16 protein-coding genes are annotated in these 16,762 nt (G+C 61.7%); 10 read left to right on the plus strand and 6 right to left on the minus strand.

Annotation, left to right across the window (positions count from 1 at the left end):
- Nucleotides 1-14 precede the first annotated feature (14 nt).
- The 3 genes from AB3X86_RS09645 to AB3X86_RS09655 form a co-directional block, all read right to left on the minus strand.
- Nucleotides 15-488: a RidA family protein gene (locus AB3X86_RS09645; protein WP_368595773.1), complete on the minus strand. Its 474-nt coding sequence runs from the start codon at nt 486-488 to the stop codon at nt 15-17.
- Nucleotides 489-592: 104 nt separating this feature from the next.
- Nucleotides 593-1,504: a transcriptional regulator GcvA gene (gcvA, locus tag AB3X86_RS09650; protein ID WP_368595774.1), complete on the minus strand. Its 912-nt coding sequence runs from the start codon at nt 1,502-1,504 to the stop codon at nt 593-595.
- An 80-nt stretch (nt 1,505-1,584) separates the two neighbouring features.
- On the minus strand, nt 1,585-2,880 hold the full coding sequence (locus AB3X86_RS09655; RefSeq protein ID WP_176121051.1) for an L-fuconate dehydratase: 1,296 nt from the start codon (nt 2,878-2,880) through the stop codon (nt 1,585-1,587).
- Nucleotides 2,881-3,073: 193 nt separating this feature from the next.
- Between AB3X86_RS09655 and AB3X86_RS09660 the strand changes: the two genes are divergently transcribed.
- The 9 genes from AB3X86_RS09660 to AB3X86_RS09700 all read left to right on the plus strand — a co-directional run bounded on the left by AB3X86_RS09660 (nt 3,074) and on the right by AB3X86_RS09700 (nt 13,187).
- Nucleotides 3,074-3,835, plus strand: coding sequence for a GntR family transcriptional regulator (locus AB3X86_RS09660; RefSeq protein ID WP_176106845.1), 762 nt, complete (start codon nt 3,074-3,076; stop codon nt 3,833-3,835).
- A 90-nt stretch (nt 3,836-3,925) separates the two neighbouring features.
- On the plus strand, nt 3,926-5,443 hold the full coding sequence (locus AB3X86_RS09665; protein WP_368595775.1) for a sugar ABC transporter ATP-binding protein: 1,518 nt from the start codon (nt 3,926-3,928) through the stop codon (nt 5,441-5,443).
- Nucleotides 5,444-5,456: 13 nt separating this feature from the next.
- Nucleotides 5,457-6,485, plus strand: a complete 1,029-nt coding sequence (locus AB3X86_RS09670; RefSeq protein WP_013092574.1) for an ABC transporter permease — start codon at nt 5,457-5,459, stop codon at nt 6,483-6,485.
- 119 nt (nt 6,486-6,604) lie between these two features.
- Nucleotides 6,605-7,546, plus strand: a complete 942-nt coding sequence (locus AB3X86_RS09675) for an ABC transporter substrate-binding protein (protein WP_176382976.1) — start codon at nt 6,605-6,607, stop codon at nt 7,544-7,546.
- Nucleotides 7,547-7,864: 318 nt separating this feature from the next.
- Nucleotides 7,865-9,814 (plus strand): putative bifunctional diguanylate cyclase/phosphodiesterase, encoded by a 1,950-nt coding sequence (locus AB3X86_RS09680; RefSeq protein WP_368595776.1) that lies wholly within the window; start codon nt 7,865-7,867, stop codon nt 9,812-9,814.
- 29 nt (nt 9,815-9,843) lie between these two features.
- On the plus strand, nt 9,844-10,266 hold the full coding sequence (locus tag AB3X86_RS09685) for a hypothetical protein (protein WP_368595777.1): 423 nt from the start codon (nt 9,844-9,846) through the stop codon (nt 10,264-10,266).
- Nucleotides 10,267-10,381: 115 nt separating this feature from the next.
- Complete coding sequence (locus AB3X86_RS09690; RefSeq protein ID WP_176121057.1) at nt 10,382-10,606, plus strand: hypothetical protein; 225 nt, start codon at nt 10,382-10,384, stop codon at nt 10,604-10,606.
- Nucleotides 10,607-10,839: 233 nt separating this feature from the next.
- Entirely contained in the window at nt 10,840-12,546 is a 1,707-nt protein-coding gene (locus AB3X86_RS09695) for a fibronectin type III domain-containing protein (protein ID WP_368595778.1), read from the plus strand.
- Between the two features lie 200 nt (nt 12,547-12,746).
- Nucleotides 12,747-13,187 (plus strand): hypothetical protein, encoded by a 441-nt coding sequence (locus AB3X86_RS09700; RefSeq protein WP_368595779.1) that lies wholly within the window; start codon nt 12,747-12,749, stop codon nt 13,185-13,187.
- A gap of 66 nt (nt 13,188-13,253) precedes the next feature.
- Here AB3X86_RS09700 and AB3X86_RS09705 read toward each other — a convergent pair whose 3' ends face one another.
- Complete coding sequence (locus AB3X86_RS09705; RefSeq protein ID WP_368595780.1) at nt 13,254-14,405, minus strand: peptidyl-alpha-hydroxyglycine alpha-amidating lyase family protein; 1,152 nt, start codon at nt 14,403-14,405, stop codon at nt 13,254-13,256.
- 264 nt (nt 14,406-14,669) lie between these two features.
- Here AB3X86_RS09705 and AB3X86_RS09710 point away from each other — a divergent pair, with 264 nt between their 5' ends.
- Nucleotides 14,670-14,963 (plus strand): DUF1330 domain-containing protein, encoded by a 294-nt coding sequence (locus tag AB3X86_RS09710; protein ID WP_176106837.1) that lies wholly within the window; start codon nt 14,670-14,672, stop codon nt 14,961-14,963.
- Nucleotides 14,964-15,010: 47 nt separating this feature from the next.
- Here AB3X86_RS09710 and AB3X86_RS09715 read toward each other — a convergent pair whose 3' ends face one another.
- Together AB3X86_RS09715 and AB3X86_RS09720 are read right to left on the minus strand one after the other, a co-directional pair.
- Nucleotides 15,011-15,862, minus strand: a complete 852-nt coding sequence (locus AB3X86_RS09715) for a carbohydrate ABC transporter permease (RefSeq protein WP_368583022.1) — start codon at nt 15,860-15,862, stop codon at nt 15,011-15,013.
- A complete protein-coding gene (locus AB3X86_RS09720; protein WP_176121060.1) occupies nt 15,859-16,749 on the minus strand; it encodes a carbohydrate ABC transporter permease in 891 nt (296 codons plus the stop codon). Before AB3X86_RS09720 ends, AB3X86_RS09715 begins: the two co-directional genes overlap by 4 nt.
- Nucleotides 16,750-16,762: the final 13 nt, after the last annotated feature.

Below are 16,762 nucleotides of genomic sequence, written 5' to 3' on the forward strand. Positions count from 1 at the left end.
TGTATGAGTGGAATTCAGGCGTTCTTCAATGCGACAACCGCTTCGACTTCGACGGCGACTCCCGCCGGAAGCGACGCGACACCGACCGCGCTGCGCGCGTGACGGCCGGCGTCGCCGAAGATCTGCACCATCACGTCCGACGCGCCATTGGCGACCGTGCTCTGCGCACTGAACGCCGGCGTGCTCGCGATGAACACGTTCAGGCGCACGACGCGCGCCACGCGCTCGAGCCGGTCGCCTGTCGCCGCGACGATCTGCGCGACGACACCGAGCGCCGACAGCCGCGCGGCCTGAGCGCCTTCGGCGTCGCTGATATTGTCGCCGAGACGCCCGAGATATGCAGGCTGTCCGTGGTTGCGCGAAATCTGACCAGAAATGTGAAGCAGATTGCCTTCTTGCACGAATGGCACGTAATTGGCAGCGGGTGCGGACGCGGATTCAAGCGTCAGGCCGAGGCTGGCGGCGCGGGAGGTAATCGAGGAGGTCATCGGAAGGATACCGTTTTAGTGACGGGAAAGCTTCGATGCTATTGATTCGCGCTGCATGCGACCAACGAATTATCGCGCTCGACGTATGAGCCAGACTAATGCGTTCAGCCGAGCCGGTCCTGCTGCGCCGTTTGCATGATCCAGGAGCGGAATGCGGTCGCGGCGGCGTCGAGCTTGCCCTTGCGCGTGACGAGCCACCAGCCGATGCGGGGATCGTCGAGCATCGTGTCGGGCAACGCAGGCACCAGCGAGCCTTGCGCGAGCTGCTGCGCGATCAGCCGATGGCGGCCCATTGCGATGCCCTGTCCGGCCAGCGCCGCTTCGACGACGATGTTGTAGTCGTGCAATTGCACGCGTTGCGCGTCGCCGAGATCGAGGCCGGTATGACGCGACCATGCTTCCCATTCGAACGAATGCGTCGAGTAAGAAATCAGCAATGGGAAACGCAGCAGGTCCTGTGCTTTGCGCGGACGCTTTCTGCCGGCAAGCAGCGACGGACTGCACACCGGCGAAAGACGCTCGGACATGAGCCTTTGCGACGCGACACCCGGCCAGCCGCCGCGTCCATAGCGAATCGCCACGTCGACTTCGCCGCCCGGCACATCGGCGAGTGCGATGTCGGGCCGCAATTGCAGTTCGATATCCGGATGCGCGAGCGGGAACGTATGCAGACGCGATGCGAGCCAGCGACTCGCGAATGAAGACAGCAGGCCCACGTTCAGCGTTTTGCGTTCGGTGGAGAACGCTCGCACTTCGCTGGTGCCGAGCCGCAGCAGTTCGAAAGCGGCGTGGACTTTCGCATAGTACGCGCGGCCTGTCGCGGTGAGTTCAATCGCGCGCGTTTGGCGCTCGAATAGCGCGATACCCAGATCGGCTTCGAGCTTCTGGATATGGTGGCTGACCGCGCTTTGCGTGACGAACAGTTCTTGCGCCGCGCGGCTGAAACTCAGGTGGCGCGCGGCGGCTTCGAAGGCGCGCAGCGAAAGCAGAGGCGGTAAGGGGCGGGCGGTGCGCATCGAATCGGGCGATAACAGCGTGAGCGAAGTCTGCCGTTATACGCCTGAAGTGACGCAAATAAAACCCTTACCGTCCGGCTTCATTCCTGCCACGCCGCTCCTTCCGGATACCAGTACTTGTCCAATGTCCCTTCCAGCATCTCGATGCTATAGCCCGGCCGTTGCGGCGGCATGTAGTGCCCGTTGCGGATCACCACGGGGTCCACGAAATGCTCGTGCAGATGATCGACATATTCGAGCACGCGATTTTCGAGCGACGCCGACACGCAGATATAGTCGAACAGCGAAATATGCTGCACGTACTCGCACAAGCCGACGCCACCCGCATGCGGGCACACCGGCACACCGAACTTCGCGGCCATCAGCAGTACGACGATCACTTCGTTGAGTCCACCGAGCCGACAACTGTCGATCTGGCAAAAGTCGATGGCTTGCGCCTGCAGCAGTTGCTTGAACATCACGCGATTGTGGCAATGCTCGCCGGTTGCGACGCCAATCGAACCGAGCCGCCGGCGAATCGCCGCATGACCGAGGATGTCGTCGGGACTGGTGGGCTCCTCGATCCACCACGGGTCGAACTCGGCGAGACGACGCATGTTCGCGATCGCCTCATCGACGTCCCACACCTGGTTGGCGTCCATCATCAGCTTCAGGTTCTCGCCGATCTCCTCGCGCAGAATGCGCGCACGCCGCACGTCTTCTTCCAGGTCGCCACCGACCTTCTGCTTGAAATGCGTCCATCCCTGCGCGACGCCTTCGCGCGCGAGCCGGCGAATCTTGTCGTCGTCGTAACCGAGCCATCCTGCGGATGTCGTATAGGCCGGATAGCCGTGCGCGAGCATTTCCTTTTCTCGCTCGCCTTTGGTCTTCGCATGACGATGCAGCATCGCGAGTGCTTCGTGCGGCGTGATCGCATCGGTCACGTAACGAAAATCGAGGCAGCGCACGAGTTCTTCCGGACTCATGTCGACCAGCAGCTTCCAGACCGGCTTGCCGACGGATTTCGCCCACAGGTCCCACACAGCGTTGACGACCGCCGCGGTGGCAAGATGAATCGCGCCCTTGTCCGGACCGATCCAGCGTAGTTGGCTATCCGAAGTGAATGCGCGCCAGAAAGCACCCATATTCGCGGCGATATCTTCGAGCTTCTTGCCGACGATCAATGGCGTGAGTGCATTCACGGCAGTCACGCAGATTTCATTGCCGCGGCCAATCGTGAACGTGAGACCGTGGCCGATCAGGTTCGGCGTGTCGGTTTCGAGCGTGACGTAGGTGGCGGAGTAATCCGGCGCGGCATTCATCGCGTCGGAGCCGTCCAGTGAACGTGAGGTGGGAAACCGGATGTCCCGAACGGACAGCCTTGTGATCGTCGTCATCTGCGCACCCTCCGGGGCTATGGCTATCGGCTTGTCGTCTGCGGACGCAGACGGGATCGGCTACATGCGCACGTTCTCCATGTGCGCGTTCCTGCCGCGTGTACGGGTAAGCCCTTGGTTCCCAGATACCAGGCATCCCTAGGTATTCCCCAGGCATTTGTACGCGTTGACAACACGGCATTCCCTTCCTAGCATGCTAGCATGTTCTCTTGAAATCAAGGCCTCCGTGAACTCGTCAGCCGAACTGGAGAATGCCGCTGGCAATCCTTATGTCGCACTGCAAAAAGTTGGCGGTGGCGAGCGCGGCAGTTTGACCGACGCGGTTGAGGCGGCGTTGCGAGAAGCGATCGTTACGTTGGCGTTGGAACCCGGCATGATGATCGACAAGATGGCGGTGTGCGAACGGATGGGGGTGTCGCGCTTTCCGGTGTCGTCCGCGTTGGCAAGGCTTGCGCATGCGGGTCTCGTCGAGGTATTGCCGCAGCGCGGCACGCGCGTCAAACCGATCGCGCTCGACGACATCCGCCAGCATCTATTCATCCGCAGCGCACTGGAGGTCGAGACGGTGCGCGGCGTGGCGCGAATGCACGACCGGGCCACGCTCGACGCATTGGCCAGCAATCTCGACCAGCAGCGCACTCTGGCTGGAAGTGGCGAACGTCTGGCGTTTCATGCGCTCGATCTGGCTTTCCATGAAATCCTGCTCGACGCGGTCAACCTGCCGCGCGTGAAGGAAATCGTCGCGGTGTCGCGCAATGCGCTGGACCGCGCGCGGCAATTGCTCGCAAGTCCGGAACGGCTCGTGCATACGCTGGAAGAGCACGAGAGCATCTTCAAGGCTCTTTGCGCCGGCGACGGCGATGCGGCCGCGAAAGCGATGCACGATCATCTCGACCAGGTCGTCGCCGAATTGCACCGGTCCGCGAAAGAGCGGCCCGACCTGTTCGCGCCTTGAATGAAAGCTGCAATGAAAGCCGTTGTCGAGTCGTAAAAAGCTCCATCGTAAAAGCGTTGGTGATATAGGCAGCCGTCGACAGATCAGCACATGAACCCACTCATTTCCGTCAACAAGCTTTGCAAGAGCTTTCCGGGCGTTAGAGCACTTCATGACGTCCGCTTCGAACTCATGGCCGGCGAGGTCCATGCGCTGATGGGCGAGAACGGCGCCGGCAAGTCTACGCTGATGAAGATTCTTGCCGGCGTCTATACGCGGGATTCCGGCGAAATTCTGTTCGACGGCAAACCCGTCGACTTTCAAAGCCCGCGCGACGCGCAAGCCGTCGGCATCGGCATCATTCATCAGGAACTGCAACTGATGAATCATCTGAGCGTCGCGCAGAACATCTTTATCGGCCGAGAGCCGCGCAAGGGTCTGGGTCTGTTCCTCGACGAAGACAAGCTGAATGCGCAGGCACGCGAGATCCTGGCCCGCATGCACGTGAAGCTCGATCCGCGCACGATAGTCGGCACGTTGACCGTCGCGAGTCAGCAGATGGTCGAGATCGCGAAAGCCCTGTCTTTCGATTCGCGCGTGCTAATCATGGACGAGCCCACCTCCGCGCTCAACGATGCCGAGATTGCCGAGTTGTTCCGGATCATCCGTCAATTGAAAGAGCGCGGCGTCGGCGTCGTCTATATCTCGCACAAGATGGACGAGTTGAAGCAGATCACCGATCGCGTCACGGTGATGCGCGACGGCGAGTATGTGGCCACCGTTCCGACCGAGGGCACCAGCGTCCAGACGATCATCGGCATGATGGTCGGGCGCACGCTCAGCGACATCGCGCCGGTGGAGAGCGCGCCGGCGAAAGGCGAACTCGCGCTCCAAGTGAAAAATCTCGTCGCGGGTCCGCTCGTGCGCGACGTCAGTTTCGAATTGCGCAAGGGCGAAATACTCGGCTTCGCCGGCTTGATGGGCGCGGGCCGCACGGAGCTCGCGCGTGCGGTGTTCGGCGCCGATCCGGTCGAATCGGGCGAGATTTTTGTGAAGGGCGTGAAGGCGTCGATCAAAAGGCCCAGTGATGCGGTCAAGCGCGGCATCGGCTATCTGTCGGAAGATCGCAAGCGCTTCGGTCTGGCCACCGGAATGGATGTCGAATCGAACATCGTAATGTCCGATCTCGGCAAGTTCCTGTCGCTCAATATGTTCCTGCGCAGCGGGCAGATTCGCAAAAGAGCGCAGCACTTCATCAAGCTGCTGGCGATTCGCACGCCTTCGGCGACGCAGCAGGTTCGGCTCCTGTCGGGCGGCAATCAGCAAAAGATCGTGATTGCGAAATGGCTCGAGCGCGATTGCGATGTCCTGTTCTTCGACGAACCGACGCGCGGTATCGACGTCGGCGCGAAAAGCGAAATCTACAAGCTGCTGCGCTCGCTGGCGGCGCAAGGCAAGGCGATCGTAATGATCTCCTCCGAGCTGCCCGAAGTTCTGCGCATGAGCGACCGCATCGTCGTGATGTGCGAGGGCCGCATTACCGGCGAGCTGTCCGCCAGCGAAGCGACGCAGGAGCGCATCATGCATCTCGCGACGCAGCGCGAATCCCTGAAAACGGCACAAGCCTGAAGAGGTCTATGACATGACAATGCAAACGGATACCGCGGCGCTGGACAACGAACGGCGCACTTCCGGGCTGAAAGCGCGAATTTTTGCGCCGACCGCCGTGCAAAAGATGCTCGCGTTCGCGAGCCTCATTCTGCTGCTGGTGTTCTTCAGCTTCGCGTCACCGGCCTTCATGCAGATGGACAACATCCTCGGCATTTTGCAGGCGACCGCTGTGAACGGCGTGCTGGCGATCGCGGCCACGTTCGTGATCATCACTGGGGGTATCGATCTGTCGGTCGGTACGTTGATGACGTTCACCGCCGTGATTTGCGGTGTATTTCTCACCTACTGGCATCTGCCGATGTGGATGGGCGTACTCGCGGCACTGGCGACTGGCGCGGTATGCGGCACGATATCGGGCACCTTGACCGCGAAAATGAAGATTCCGCCATTCATCGCGACGCTCGGCATGATGATGCTGCTCAAAGGGCTTTCGCTCGTCGTGTCGGCCGACAAGCCGATCTATTTCACCGATACCGAGAACTTCTACCGTATTTCCCAGGACTCGCTGATCGGCTATTTCCTGCCGAGCGTGCCGATTCCGAATGCGGTACTTATTTTGTTCTTTCTCGCGATCGTCAGTTCCATTACGCTCAATCGCACTGCGCTCGGCCGCTACACATTCGCACTCGGCAGCAATGAAGAGGCGGTACGGCTTTCGGGCGTGAATGTCGATCGCTGGAAGATCGCGATTTACGGCGTGGGCGGCGCGATCTGCGGCATCGCGGGTCTCCTGATCGCGTCGCGGCTCAATTCCGCGCAGCCGGCGCTCGGTCAGGGCTACGAGCTCGATGCGATCGCGGCGGTCGTGATCGGCGGCACGTCGTTGAGCGGCGGTTCGGGCACGATACTCGGCACCATCATCGGCGCTTTCATCATGAGCGTGCTGACCAACGGGCTGCGCATCATGTCGGTCGCGCAGGAGTGGCAGATCGTCGTGACGGGTTTGATCATCATTCTGGCGGTGTATGCGGACATTCTGCGGCGCAGCCGGGGAAGTTGATGTAGGAGCAAGGAAGCAGCAAATAAGCAGGGAACGCAGGAGCAGCAGAGAGAGGGCACGTGAAGGCTCCCTCGAAAGCTCGATAGCGGCTTGATAGCCCAACCATTGGAGGAGGCCCCATGTTGAAGAGAAGACTAATCGGTATCGTGGTCGGTGTCGGTGCGCTCGTTGGCGGAAGCAGTCTCGCGTATGCGGATGAGCCGTATATTCCGCTTATTTCGAAAGGCTTCCAGCATCAGTTCTGGCAAGCCGTCAAATCGGGTGCCGAGCAGTCCGCGAAAGCGAACAACGTCAGGATCACGTTCGAGGGACCGGAAACCGAAGCGATGGTCGACAAGCAGATCGATATGCTGTCGGCCGCGCTCGCGAAGAAACCGCAGGCGATCGGTATTGCGGCACTCGACAGCAAGGCGGCCATCCCCTTGCTCAAGCGCGCGCAGAACGACAAGATTCAGGTGATCGCATTCGACTCTGGCGTCGACAGCGATATTCCGTTGACGACCTGCGCAACGGACAACCTCGCCGCCGCCGCGCTCGCCGCCGACAAGATGGCCGAGTTCATCGGCAATTCCGGCGAAGTCGGCGTCATCGTGCACGACCAGACCAGCCGCACCGGTGTCGATCGTCGCGACGGTTTCGTCAATCAGATCAAGTCGAAGCATCCGAACATCAAGATCGTGTCCGTGCAATACGGCGCCGGCGATCACCTGAAGTCGGCGGAAATCGCCAAGGCCATGATCCAGGCGAATCCGAACCTGAAGGGCATCTTCGGCGCGAACGAAGGTTCCGCGGATGGCGCAGCGATTGGCATCAAGGAGTCGGGCAAGAAACTCGTGCTGATCGGCTTCGACTCCGGCAAGGAGCAGAAGGACAACATCATGTCGGGCTTGATGGCCGGCGCGATTACGCAGAACCCGGTCGGTATCGGCAAGTGCACGGTCGACTCGGCGGTCAAGGCGCTGCATGGCGAGAAGCTGCCGAAGAAGATCGATACCGGTTTCTACTGGTACGATAAGACCAACATCAACGATCCGAAGATCGTAGCCGTGCTGTACGACTAAGCAAGGCCGGCGATCGCGACTCGGAAGCCGGGCACGCGGAAATCGTCAAGGAGGAAGAGCCACGCTCTTCCTCTTTTTTATTGCCTTTGCGCAACATCGGAATGACTCCACACCGAGCGGGGCGCTGCGCCGCAAACGCTCGCACCGGGTCGAGCGACTGCGGATTAGCGGCGGTCCAGTGCCATAAAAGCGCGGCTAATAGTCATTTCACGCCATTGCCCGCATTAATCTGATATTTTACATACGTTTATGTAATCGTTGCACGAGCCGTCCATTCGCATGCCGATTCGGACCCACCAACCGTCGAATGCGCAGGTCATGGCTTTTACCGAACCAAGGTCTCCATTTTTCAAGTGGCTCGTGTCCTCGGCTCAGAACCTGAGTCCGGACAACCGGCAGATTCTGCTCGCCAACCTGTTTACGCGAACCGCTTCTATCATATTCGCATCGATTTGCGAAATCAGCGTTTGCGCGACTGCGTATTATCTTTATCCGATTCCGCTGTATGCCGCGTGGGGCATTGCGGTCGTCGCATTGCTGATCGTGCGGCTCCTGTTGATCTGGCTATGCCGCACGCGCGCCGCGAAAGGGCTGCCCACACCGACTTCCGCGTTTCTTTTCGCGAGTCTGTTGTGGAGCGCGCTATTCGGCTTCGGCACATTTCTGTGCAATATCAGCGGAAGTCCCACGCTTTTCCTGCTTGGAAACGTTTGCGCGGTCGGTGTAATCGGCGGGTTGGCCGGACGTAATGCGAGCACGCCGCGGCTTGCGTTATTGCAAATCGTTTTTATTCTGAGCTTTCTGAGTATCGGGGCGGCGATGTCGCCGGGCAATGGCAAGCTCGTGTTGCTATTTCAGGCACCGTTTTGCGCGGCCGGCTTTTTCACGGTTGCGCTGCGCAGCAATCGCGACACCGTCGCGTTGCTGCTCGCGCGCGAAAACAGTCATCGCCTCGCGCGCCAGGACAGCTTGACCGGTTTGCCGAATCGCGCGCGCATCAGCGAGCTGCTGCTCGAGCGCACCGGCGAGAGTTCGACCGGGCAGGGCGGGGCGTTCGCGGTGCTGCTGATCGACCTCGATGGCTTCAAGGCGATCAACGACAGTCTCGGCCATGCCGCCGGCGACCGGATTCTGCAGGAAGCGGCGACGCGTTTGCGCGACGTGCTGCCAAGCGGCGACCAGGTTGGCCGCCTCGCGGGCGACGAGTTCGTGGCGATTTCGGACGGCGCCGGGCAGCTTCGCGACGTGCGCGTGCTGGCTGATCGCATCGTCAGAACGCTGGCGCGGCCGTTCGTGCTGAGCGAAGCGCTCGTGCATATCGGCGCGAGCGTCGGCATCGCGCTGTACCCCGAACATGCGAATACCGGTCCGCAATTGCTGATCTGCGCCGACCGCGCGCTGTATGGCGTCAAGCGCAGCGGCAAAAGCGCATTTGCGATTTTCGATGCCGAGAAGCACGTATCCGACGAAAGCCTGAGCCTGCTGCGCAGCGACCTCGAAGGTGCGCTGAAGTCGTTCGATGGTTTGCGCATGGAGTATCAGCCGATCATCGATCTTCACACCGGCGCGATAGCGGGTCGCGAGGCGCTGATTCGCTGGGCTCATCCGACGCGCGGCGAGTTGTCGCCGTCGGCGTTCATTCCGACCGCCGAGCGCACCGGCCTGATTCTCCTGTTGGGCGAATGGGTGCTGCTGCAATCGTGCATGTCGGCGTCGACGTGGCGCGACAAGGTGATCGTCGCGGTCAACGTATCGCCGGTGCAGTTGCGCGAGGAATCGTTCGCATCGACGGTGACGGCCATACTTCGGAAAACCAGGCTGCCGCCGACGCGGCTCAATCTCGAGGTCACGGAAACGGCACTGCTGAACGACGATGAAGTGACCCGCCGCAACATCACCCGGTTGCGCGCCTTGGGCATCGGGCTGGCGCTCGACGACTTCGGCACCGGCTTTTCGACGATGTCGACGCTGGTGCGCTTCTCGTTCGACAAGCTGAAGATCGACAGCTCGTTCGTGCGCGAGGCCGTGCATGGGCGCGAATCCGCGGCCGTGGTGCGCGGCATCGTCGCACTTGCGCGCGAGATCGGCATGCCGACCACGGCCGAGGGCATCGAAACCCAGGAGCAGCTCAATTTCGTGCGCGTATGCGGTTGCACGCATGCGCAGGGTTATCTGCTGGGCAAGCCGATGAGCAGCGAAGAAATCGAGCAGTGCGAAGCCGCGCTCGACGCGCCTGTCGCCGACAAGGCGGCGCCCGCGGACTTTTGATAACCGTTACCGACGCGATCGAGGTCCTGATGTCATCTCCCCTGCAATTCCAATTGCGGATCACCGCATCGGCGGAACTCGCCAACTCGCTGCGCGCGGACCCTTCGTGCGCCGCGCATCCAGCACTTCGTAACGTTTTGCAAACGCATCACGCAACGCTCAAATGCCAGTTCGATGCATTCGCCGACTACGTGAGCGAAGCGGAAAGAATGGGCGTCGAGAACTACCCGCTTTATCAATGGACGCGGCAGACCATCGAGAACCCGGAGAAGAAAGCGAAATACCTTCAGTCGTTCACGCTCTACGTGAATGACGACGAGGTGTATGGCAAGGATGTCGCCGATGCGCTCGAAGTCGGCTTGTCGAAGCTGATCGACGCGAACGGCATCGTTCGTGTGTCGAGGTTCGACACGAATCCCGCAAACAATCCACAGCCGCCCGCGCGCATGTGAGGCGGGCAATTAAATTTCACTCTGAAAGCTTCACGGTCAAGCGGCTTAACATTTGACGACACGCGACGAAGTTCGTGAGACGATGCAATTTCACTTATTTTTGTGGGAGTGCGACATGGGACTTCTGGACGAAGTGGGCAAGATCGCCGGCGCGGTCGCCGCCGTTGAAGCCGCGGAGAAAGTCGATCCGCAAGCGGGTCTGCTGACCAAAGGCATCGCCGCTATCGCCGGATTCGAAGGCGCCGGCAAGCTCGAAGAGCTGGTGGAAAAGAAAGAAGAAGAGAAGCAGGACGACGCCGACAACGCTCAAGCCGCGGACGATACGAGTTCGCAAACCTGAGCGGCGCTCGGGCGGATTGCCGGATGCATGCGCGTGATCGAATTGCGCGCTGCACCGGCAATTCGTTTTTATGAGCGTTTCGATCTCAATTCCCACCTTCCGCTGTTCTCCCGATGTTTTCATCGGGCTGTCATCGCCGTCCGGCTACGATCGTCCGTCACTTTCCTTCCGCGCTCGCCCCGCGGGGCGTTGTTTTGCGCCGGCGTTCTTCCACCCGAACAACCATACCGGACATGTCGAACAGAAAAATCGTCAAGACAACGCCTGCCGATGAGCACGGCGCATCGATCGTCTCGCGTCGCGGCTTTCTGAAGTTCGCCGGCGTATCGAGTCTCGCGACGGCGGCGGGCGCGCTCGCATCGACCGCGCGCGGCGCCAATAGCGGCACGCCCGATGGCACGCCCGAGCAGATCCTTCTGACCTGGGGCAGCGACCCGACGAGCGAAGTGACCGTGTCGTGGTCGTCGCTCGCGCCGGCGGTCAATCCGCAAGTGCGCATCAGCGGCACCCATCACGGCGACCACGCCAAACATACGGTGCACGCGGTGCAAAGCACTTACACCGACGGCCTCAACGGCGAGGTCGTGTTCAACTATCACGCGCGCGTGCGCGAGCTGAAGGCCGACACGACCTATCAGTACGAAGTGACAGCCGATAACGACAGCAACGCATCGCAACCCTTCGCCGCGAGTTTTCGCACCGCGCCGCGCGGCCGCGCGCCGTTTCGCTTCACGAGCTACGGCGATCTCGCGACGCCGAATACGAACTGGGTGCTGTCGTCGCCCCAAAGCCGCTTCGCGGTGGCGGCCGTCGAGAGCTTCCAGCCGCTGTTCCATCTGCTGAACGGCGACCTCTGCTATGCGAATCTGAACCCGATGCAGCAACCCGAGGTGTGGCGCGACTTCGGCAACAACGCGCAGACTTCGGCGTCGAACCGGCCGTGGATGCCTTGTCCCGGCAATCACGAGCTCGAATTCAACAACGGCGAGCAGGGGCTTGCGTCGTATCTGTCGCGCTACATGCTGCCGGACAATCACACGCGTTTTCCGGGCCGCTGGTACAGCTTCCGGGTCGGCTCGGTGCAGTTCATTTCGCTCGATGCGGACGACGTCGTCTATCAGGATGCCGCCGCGTTCGTCGCCGGGCCCGCGCCGTTGACGCCGGTCGCGAGTACCGGCAATCCGCCGATTCCGGCGGGCACGTCGCTGTACGTGCGCGGCTATAGCAATGGCGAGCAGACGCGCTGGCTAGAGAAAGTGCTGCAGCATGCGTCGCACGATAACGACGTGGACTGGATCATCGTGCAGATGCATCAGGACGCGCTCAGTTCGTCGAAGACCGGCAACGGTTCCGACAAGGGCATTCGCGAAGCGTGGCTGCCGCTGTTCGATCGCTATGGCGTGGACCTCGTGCTGTGCGGTCACGATCACGACTACGAGCGCAGCTATCCGGTGCGCGGTTGCAATCACAACCGGGGCACCGACATCGCGACGGGGCGCCCGGTCGATACGTTGCAGCCCAAGCCGATCATGTCGGCGGTATCGGCGGGTGCATCGACGTTCGATACGAGTCACGGCACGATTCACTTGATTCTCGGCGGCGGCGGCACCAGCGCGCCGCTCGACGTGTATGGCGTCGATGCCGGCACTGGCCTGCCGCAGGCGCGCATCTTCACGAAGCCGAATCGCCCGGTGCCGGCGACGACCGCGGGCGCGTTCGTGCGCGCGAGCGCCGACGCGGTCGAAGACGCGATCTGGTCCGCGCAACGCGACACTGGCACCGGCTACGGCATCGCGGTGTTCGACTACGATCCGGGACAGCCCGGCGGCGACACGACGATCACGATGAACTACTACCATGCGCCTGGCGCGGATCAGACGCCGACACCGGAATATGCGCTGTTCGAGACGATCGAATTGAAGAAGAAGCGGCGCGGCTAGAAGAGTAGATTCAAACCGCTAACCGGCATTCGCGCGAGGGGCCGCTCACCACGAGCGGCCCTTGTTTTTCGCGGTCACCGCAAAAAACAATACCCCATTCATTTTGTTACACGTCTTACCGGGATGGACTGCCGCAGTTACAAAGGCCTTTCGCAAGCCCCGCTATACTCGGCGCCGTCTCACTAAAACAAAGACCCGATATGTCCAAGAAGATCATCCAGATGGTTGCCGTGGCTGCATTGAGCGCCGCGGCGTCGTTGCCGGCCTTCGCCGGTGATATGAACAACATGCTCGGCGGCGCGCTCGGTGGCGTGGCCGGCGCGGCAGTCGGCGGCGCGGTGGGCGGCAGCACCGGCGCGGTGATCGGTGGCGCGGTGGGCGGTGGTGCGGGCGGCGCGGTCACGTCGAATCGTCGCGAACGTACCGGCGCGATCATCGGCGGCGCGCTCGGTGGCGGCGCGGGCACCGCGGCCGGCAACGCAATGGGCGGCCGCACTGGCGGCCTCGTCGGCGCGGCGCTGGGCGGCGGCGCGGGTTCGGCGCTCGGCGGCAACATCTCGCGCTCGAACTCGTACGCCGACGACTACTCGCGCGACTACCACTCGGGCAAGCGCCATCACAAGCATCGTCATTACGACTGAGATGGCTTGACATAGACGGGGCTGGTCCGCGTGCGCATCACAGGCGAACGCGGCGGCCCGCGTCCATCACGCATGCAAAACCAGTTTCTGAATGCGCCAGTTCAGCAACTCGGCAACGAATAAGACGTTTTCCGAAGGGCACGCCATCTCGTGAATCCAGCCGAACTGTTTCGGCTGTTTGCCCGCTTTGCCGAGTACGCCGAGCACTTTGCCGTCGAGCGTCATCTTGTAGATGCGGCCCGGATACGCGTCGGCGCTATAGAGCACCTGATTCGGTCCCGGCGAAATGCAGATCGCCCAGGGTGAGCCGGGCGCGAATGTGCCCGCGGCGAGTTCCGCTTCGCTTGGCATGTTGCCGATCGCGGGACGCGCGTCCGGCGGCACCGGTACGTCGATCGTGAACTGCCGCAGGAACGTACCCTCGCTATCGAACACCTGGATGCGCCGGTTGCTGCGATCGGCCACGTACACGTGGTCGTGCGCATCGACTGCGATGCTATGGGGTGTATGGAACTGCCCCGGTCCCGTGCCGCGATCACCCCATGACTTCAGCCAGTTGCCGTCGCGATCGACCTTCGCGACGCGCGAGTTGATGTATCCGTCGCTGATATAGGTGTTGCCCGCCTTGTCCCACGCGACGTCGGTCACCTGGCGAAAGCGTCCGGGTTCGGACGGCAGCGGCGGATTCGGATGCTTGAGCGGCGCGGTCTCTTCGTCCGATGCTTCCTGCTTGCGGCCGAACACCATCGCGACGCGTCCTTCCGGCGTGAACTTGATCACCATGTCCGAGCCCTTGTCGGTGACCCAGATGTTGTCGTGCCGGTCCACCTTCACCGTGTGCGCGAACGACCACGCATACAGGTTGTGGCCGATCTCACGCACGAAGCGTCCATCGGGCGCGAACTCGAGCAGTTGCGCGGCGGCCGCGCCATACGCGGGGCCGGTGGTGTTGCCGCGCGACAGCACGAAGATATGGCCACGCGAATTGAGCGCGACGCCCGAGCATTCGCCGAAATACGTGTCGTTCGGCAAACGTACGGGGTTGGCAATCGAGTCATAAGCAATCGTGCGCACGTCGGGTGCGTCCGCGGCGAACGCGGACGGCATCGCGAGTCCGGCGGCGCTGCCCGCAAGGAGGCTCATGAAAGTCCGGCGGTTCATCGCCCGATGGTCGGGACTGCCGCAGCACGCACAAAACGACTCGTATCGCTCGTTCATTCGTTGTCTCCTTTGATCCATCGCTTGAAGTGTGCAAAGGCAAGCCTAGTGCACAAAACGCTTAATAGCTAAGTCGTTTTGCGATGCTGGAAGAGACACTTCCGTTATGCGCGTCACATGCTCTTTCGCGACCGGCTGACAGGCAGATGGAATGTGCGGTGACGGCAGGGCATCGCGAGCCGGCCCGCTTTGCTACCATGCAAGACAGCGACCGCCATGGTCCGCTTTCATCCCCGCGTTGGTCCCTCACACAAGGAGATTCGAATGAGCAAAGGTTATTGGGTGACGTCGTACCGCAAGACGAACGATCCGCAGAAACTGGCCGCGTACGCGCAACTCGCCCCGGCCGCGGTGGCGGCGGCAGGCGGCAAGTTCATCGTGCGAGGCGTGGCGGACGAGGCGCGCGAGCAGGGCCTCAAGGAGCGCACGGTCGTGATCGAATTCCCGACCTACGAGGCGGCGGTCGCCGCTTACGAAAGCGACGAGTACAAGAAGGCGCTGGCCGCATTGGGCGATGGCGTGGAGCGCGATCTGCGCATCGTGCGCGGCGCCGACTAACGCGCGAGCCGCATGTGCATACTGCGCGGCGCTCGCCGCGCAGCCGCTTACTTCACCGCGCCGAGCGCGAGCCCCTTCACCATATAACGCTGCAACCACGCAAACACGATCGAAACCGGCAGCGTCGCGCCCAAGGTCGCGGCCATCACCAGATGCCATTCGACCACGTACTTGCCCGCCACCATATCGGTCACCTGGACGGTCAGCGTCTTGTTTTCCGGCGAACGGATCAACGTATAGACCACCGCGAACTCGTTCCACGCATTGATGAACGTGAAGATCGCAGTTACGACGATCGCCGGCACCGCGAGCGGCAGAAACACCTTGAACACCGCGCGCGTACGGCTGCAGCCTTCGAGCCACGCGGATTCCTCGAGATCCTGCGGCACGGTCTGAAAGTACGACGACAGCATCCACACCGCGAACGCGATATTGAACGCCGCGTATGACACGATCACGCCGATCCTCGAATCGACCAGGTTGCCGTCGCCCCACGGAATCATCGCAGCGAGCCGGAACAGGCCGACCACCAGCAGGATCGGCGACAGCATCTGCGTGACGAGCAGGAACTGCCTGTACAGACCGCGTCCGCGAAACGGAAAGCGCGCGAGCGCGTAAGCGGCGGGCAGGCTCACCGCGAGTGCGAGCGCGGTGGACAGGCAACTGATGATCGCGCTGTTGCGCAGCGCGACGCCGAAGTTGGCCGCCTCCCACATGTCGACGAAATTGCGCCACTGCCACTGCACCGGCAGCCAGCGCGCCGGATAGACGAAGATCTCCGACGCGGGCTTTACCGAAGTGAAGAACATCACCGCGAACGGAAACAATATGACGATCACGAGCGGCGTCAGCGCGATCCAGCACCACAGCGAGCGTTTGGTCTTCGCGCTCAGACTCATGACGGCACTCCTTCTTTCGTGCGTTGCAGACGCAGATAAGCGATCGAGAACGCGAACAGCATGACGAGCATGATCAGCGAAACGGCGGCCGCCTCGCCGGGGCGTCCGAGCCGGAAGCCGAGTTCGTACAGATAGGTGACGAGGATGTGCGTGCTGTTGTCGGGCCCGCCTTGCGTCATCACCCAGATGATCGGAAACGAGTTGAACACGTAGATCACGTTCAGCAGGATCGCCATGTTGATGAACGGGCGCAGCAGCGGCATCGTCAATTGACGGAACTGCTGCCAAGCGCTCGCGCCGTCGATCCGCGCAGCTTCGTAGATATCGCTCGGCACCGAAGACAGGCCGCCAAGAAAAATCGTCACCGTGAACGGAATCGACACCAGAATGCCGACCGCGATTTCGACGGGAAACGCGAACTCGGGCGTCGCGAGCCAGTGAATCGGGCCGCTGATCAGGCCGAGCCGCTGCAGCGTCACGTTGACCATGCCGTAGTCGTCGTTGAAGGCCCAGCGCCAGACGACGGCGGTCATCGTCAGCGAGACGGACCACGGCAGCATCACGATCGTGCGCGCGACACCGCGGCCGTGAAAGTCCTGATTCAGAATCAGTGCGACAGGTACCGAGATCAGCACCGTGCCACCCACCACGCACACGGTCCAGATGATCGTGCGGCGTACCGAAGCGACAAACACCGGATCCTGGAATACGTTGATGAAATTCTGCGCGCCGGTGAAGTCGCGAATCGCGCCGAAGCGCGACACCTCATGCAGCGATTGCCACACGATGTTGAAAATTGGATAGCTGATGATGAACAGCGCGAGCACGAGGCTCGGCGCAATCAGCAACCAGGGCGCATGCGCGCGCGGAGAAACGGAGCGGCTCATGCGTGCTCGATCG

This window comes from Paraburkholderia sp. BR14374 (assembly GCF_040948685.1).
In the GTDB taxonomy this organism is placed as follows: domain Bacteria; phylum Pseudomonadota; class Gammaproteobacteria; order Burkholderiales; family Burkholderiaceae; genus Paraburkholderia; species Paraburkholderia youngii.

Excerpts from the sequence above, each read along its gene's own strand:
- AB3X86_RS09645 (WP_368595773.1), bottom strand. The coding sequence starts at position 488 with ATGACCTCCTCGATTACCTCCCGCGCCGCCAGCCTCGGCCTGACGCTT.
- AB3X86_RS09680 (WP_368595776.1), top strand. The coding sequence starts at position 7,865 with ATGGCTTTTACCGAACCAAGGTCTCCATTTTTCAAGTGGCTCGTGTCC.
- AB3X86_RS09720 (WP_176121060.1), bottom strand. The coding sequence starts at position 16,749 with ATGAGCCGCTCCGTTTCTCCGCGCGCGCATGCGCCCTGGTTGCTGATT.
- AB3X86_RS09695 (WP_368595778.1), top strand. The coding sequence starts at position 10,840 with ATGTCGAACAGAAAAATCGTCAAGACAACGCCTGCCGATGAGCACGGC.
- AB3X86_RS09685 (WP_368595777.1), top strand. The coding sequence starts at position 9,844 with ATGTCATCTCCCCTGCAATTCCAATTGCGGATCACCGCATCGGCGGAA.
- AB3X86_RS09660 (WP_176106845.1), top strand. The coding sequence starts at position 3,074 with ATGCTAGCATGTTCTCTTGAAATCAAGGCCTCCGTGAACTCGTCAGCC.
- AB3X86_RS09690 (WP_176121057.1), top strand. The coding sequence starts at position 10,382 with ATGGGACTTCTGGACGAAGTGGGCAAGATCGCCGGCGCGGTCGCCGCC.
- AB3X86_RS09705 (WP_368595780.1), bottom strand. The coding sequence starts at position 14,405 with ATGAACGAGCGATACGAGTCGTTTTGTGCGTGCTGCGGCAGTCCCGAC.
- AB3X86_RS09670 (WP_013092574.1), top strand. The coding sequence starts at position 5,457 with ATGACAATGCAAACGGATACCGCGGCGCTGGACAACGAACGGCGCACT.
- AB3X86_RS09655 (WP_176121051.1), bottom strand. The coding sequence starts at position 2,880 with ATGACGACGATCACAAGGCTGTCCGTTCGGGACATCCGGTTTCCCACC.
- gcvA (WP_368595774.1), bottom strand. The coding sequence starts at position 1,504 with ATGCGCACCGCCCGCCCCTTACCGCCTCTGCTTTCGCTGCGCGCCTTC.
- AB3X86_RS09710 (WP_176106837.1), top strand. The coding sequence starts at position 14,670 with ATGAGCAAAGGTTATTGGGTGACGTCGTACCGCAAGACGAACGATCCG.
- AB3X86_RS09715 (WP_368583022.1), bottom strand. The coding sequence starts at position 15,862 with ATGAGTCTGAGCGCGAAGACCAAACGCTCGCTGTGGTGCTGGATCGCG.
- AB3X86_RS09665 (WP_368595775.1), top strand. The coding sequence starts at position 3,926 with ATGAACCCACTCATTTCCGTCAACAAGCTTTGCAAGAGCTTTCCGGGC.
- AB3X86_RS09700 (WP_368595779.1), top strand. The coding sequence starts at position 12,747 with ATGTCCAAGAAGATCATCCAGATGGTTGCCGTGGCTGCATTGAGCGCC.
- AB3X86_RS09675 (WP_176382976.1), top strand. The coding sequence starts at position 6,605 with ATGTTGAAGAGAAGACTAATCGGTATCGTGGTCGGTGTCGGTGCGCTC.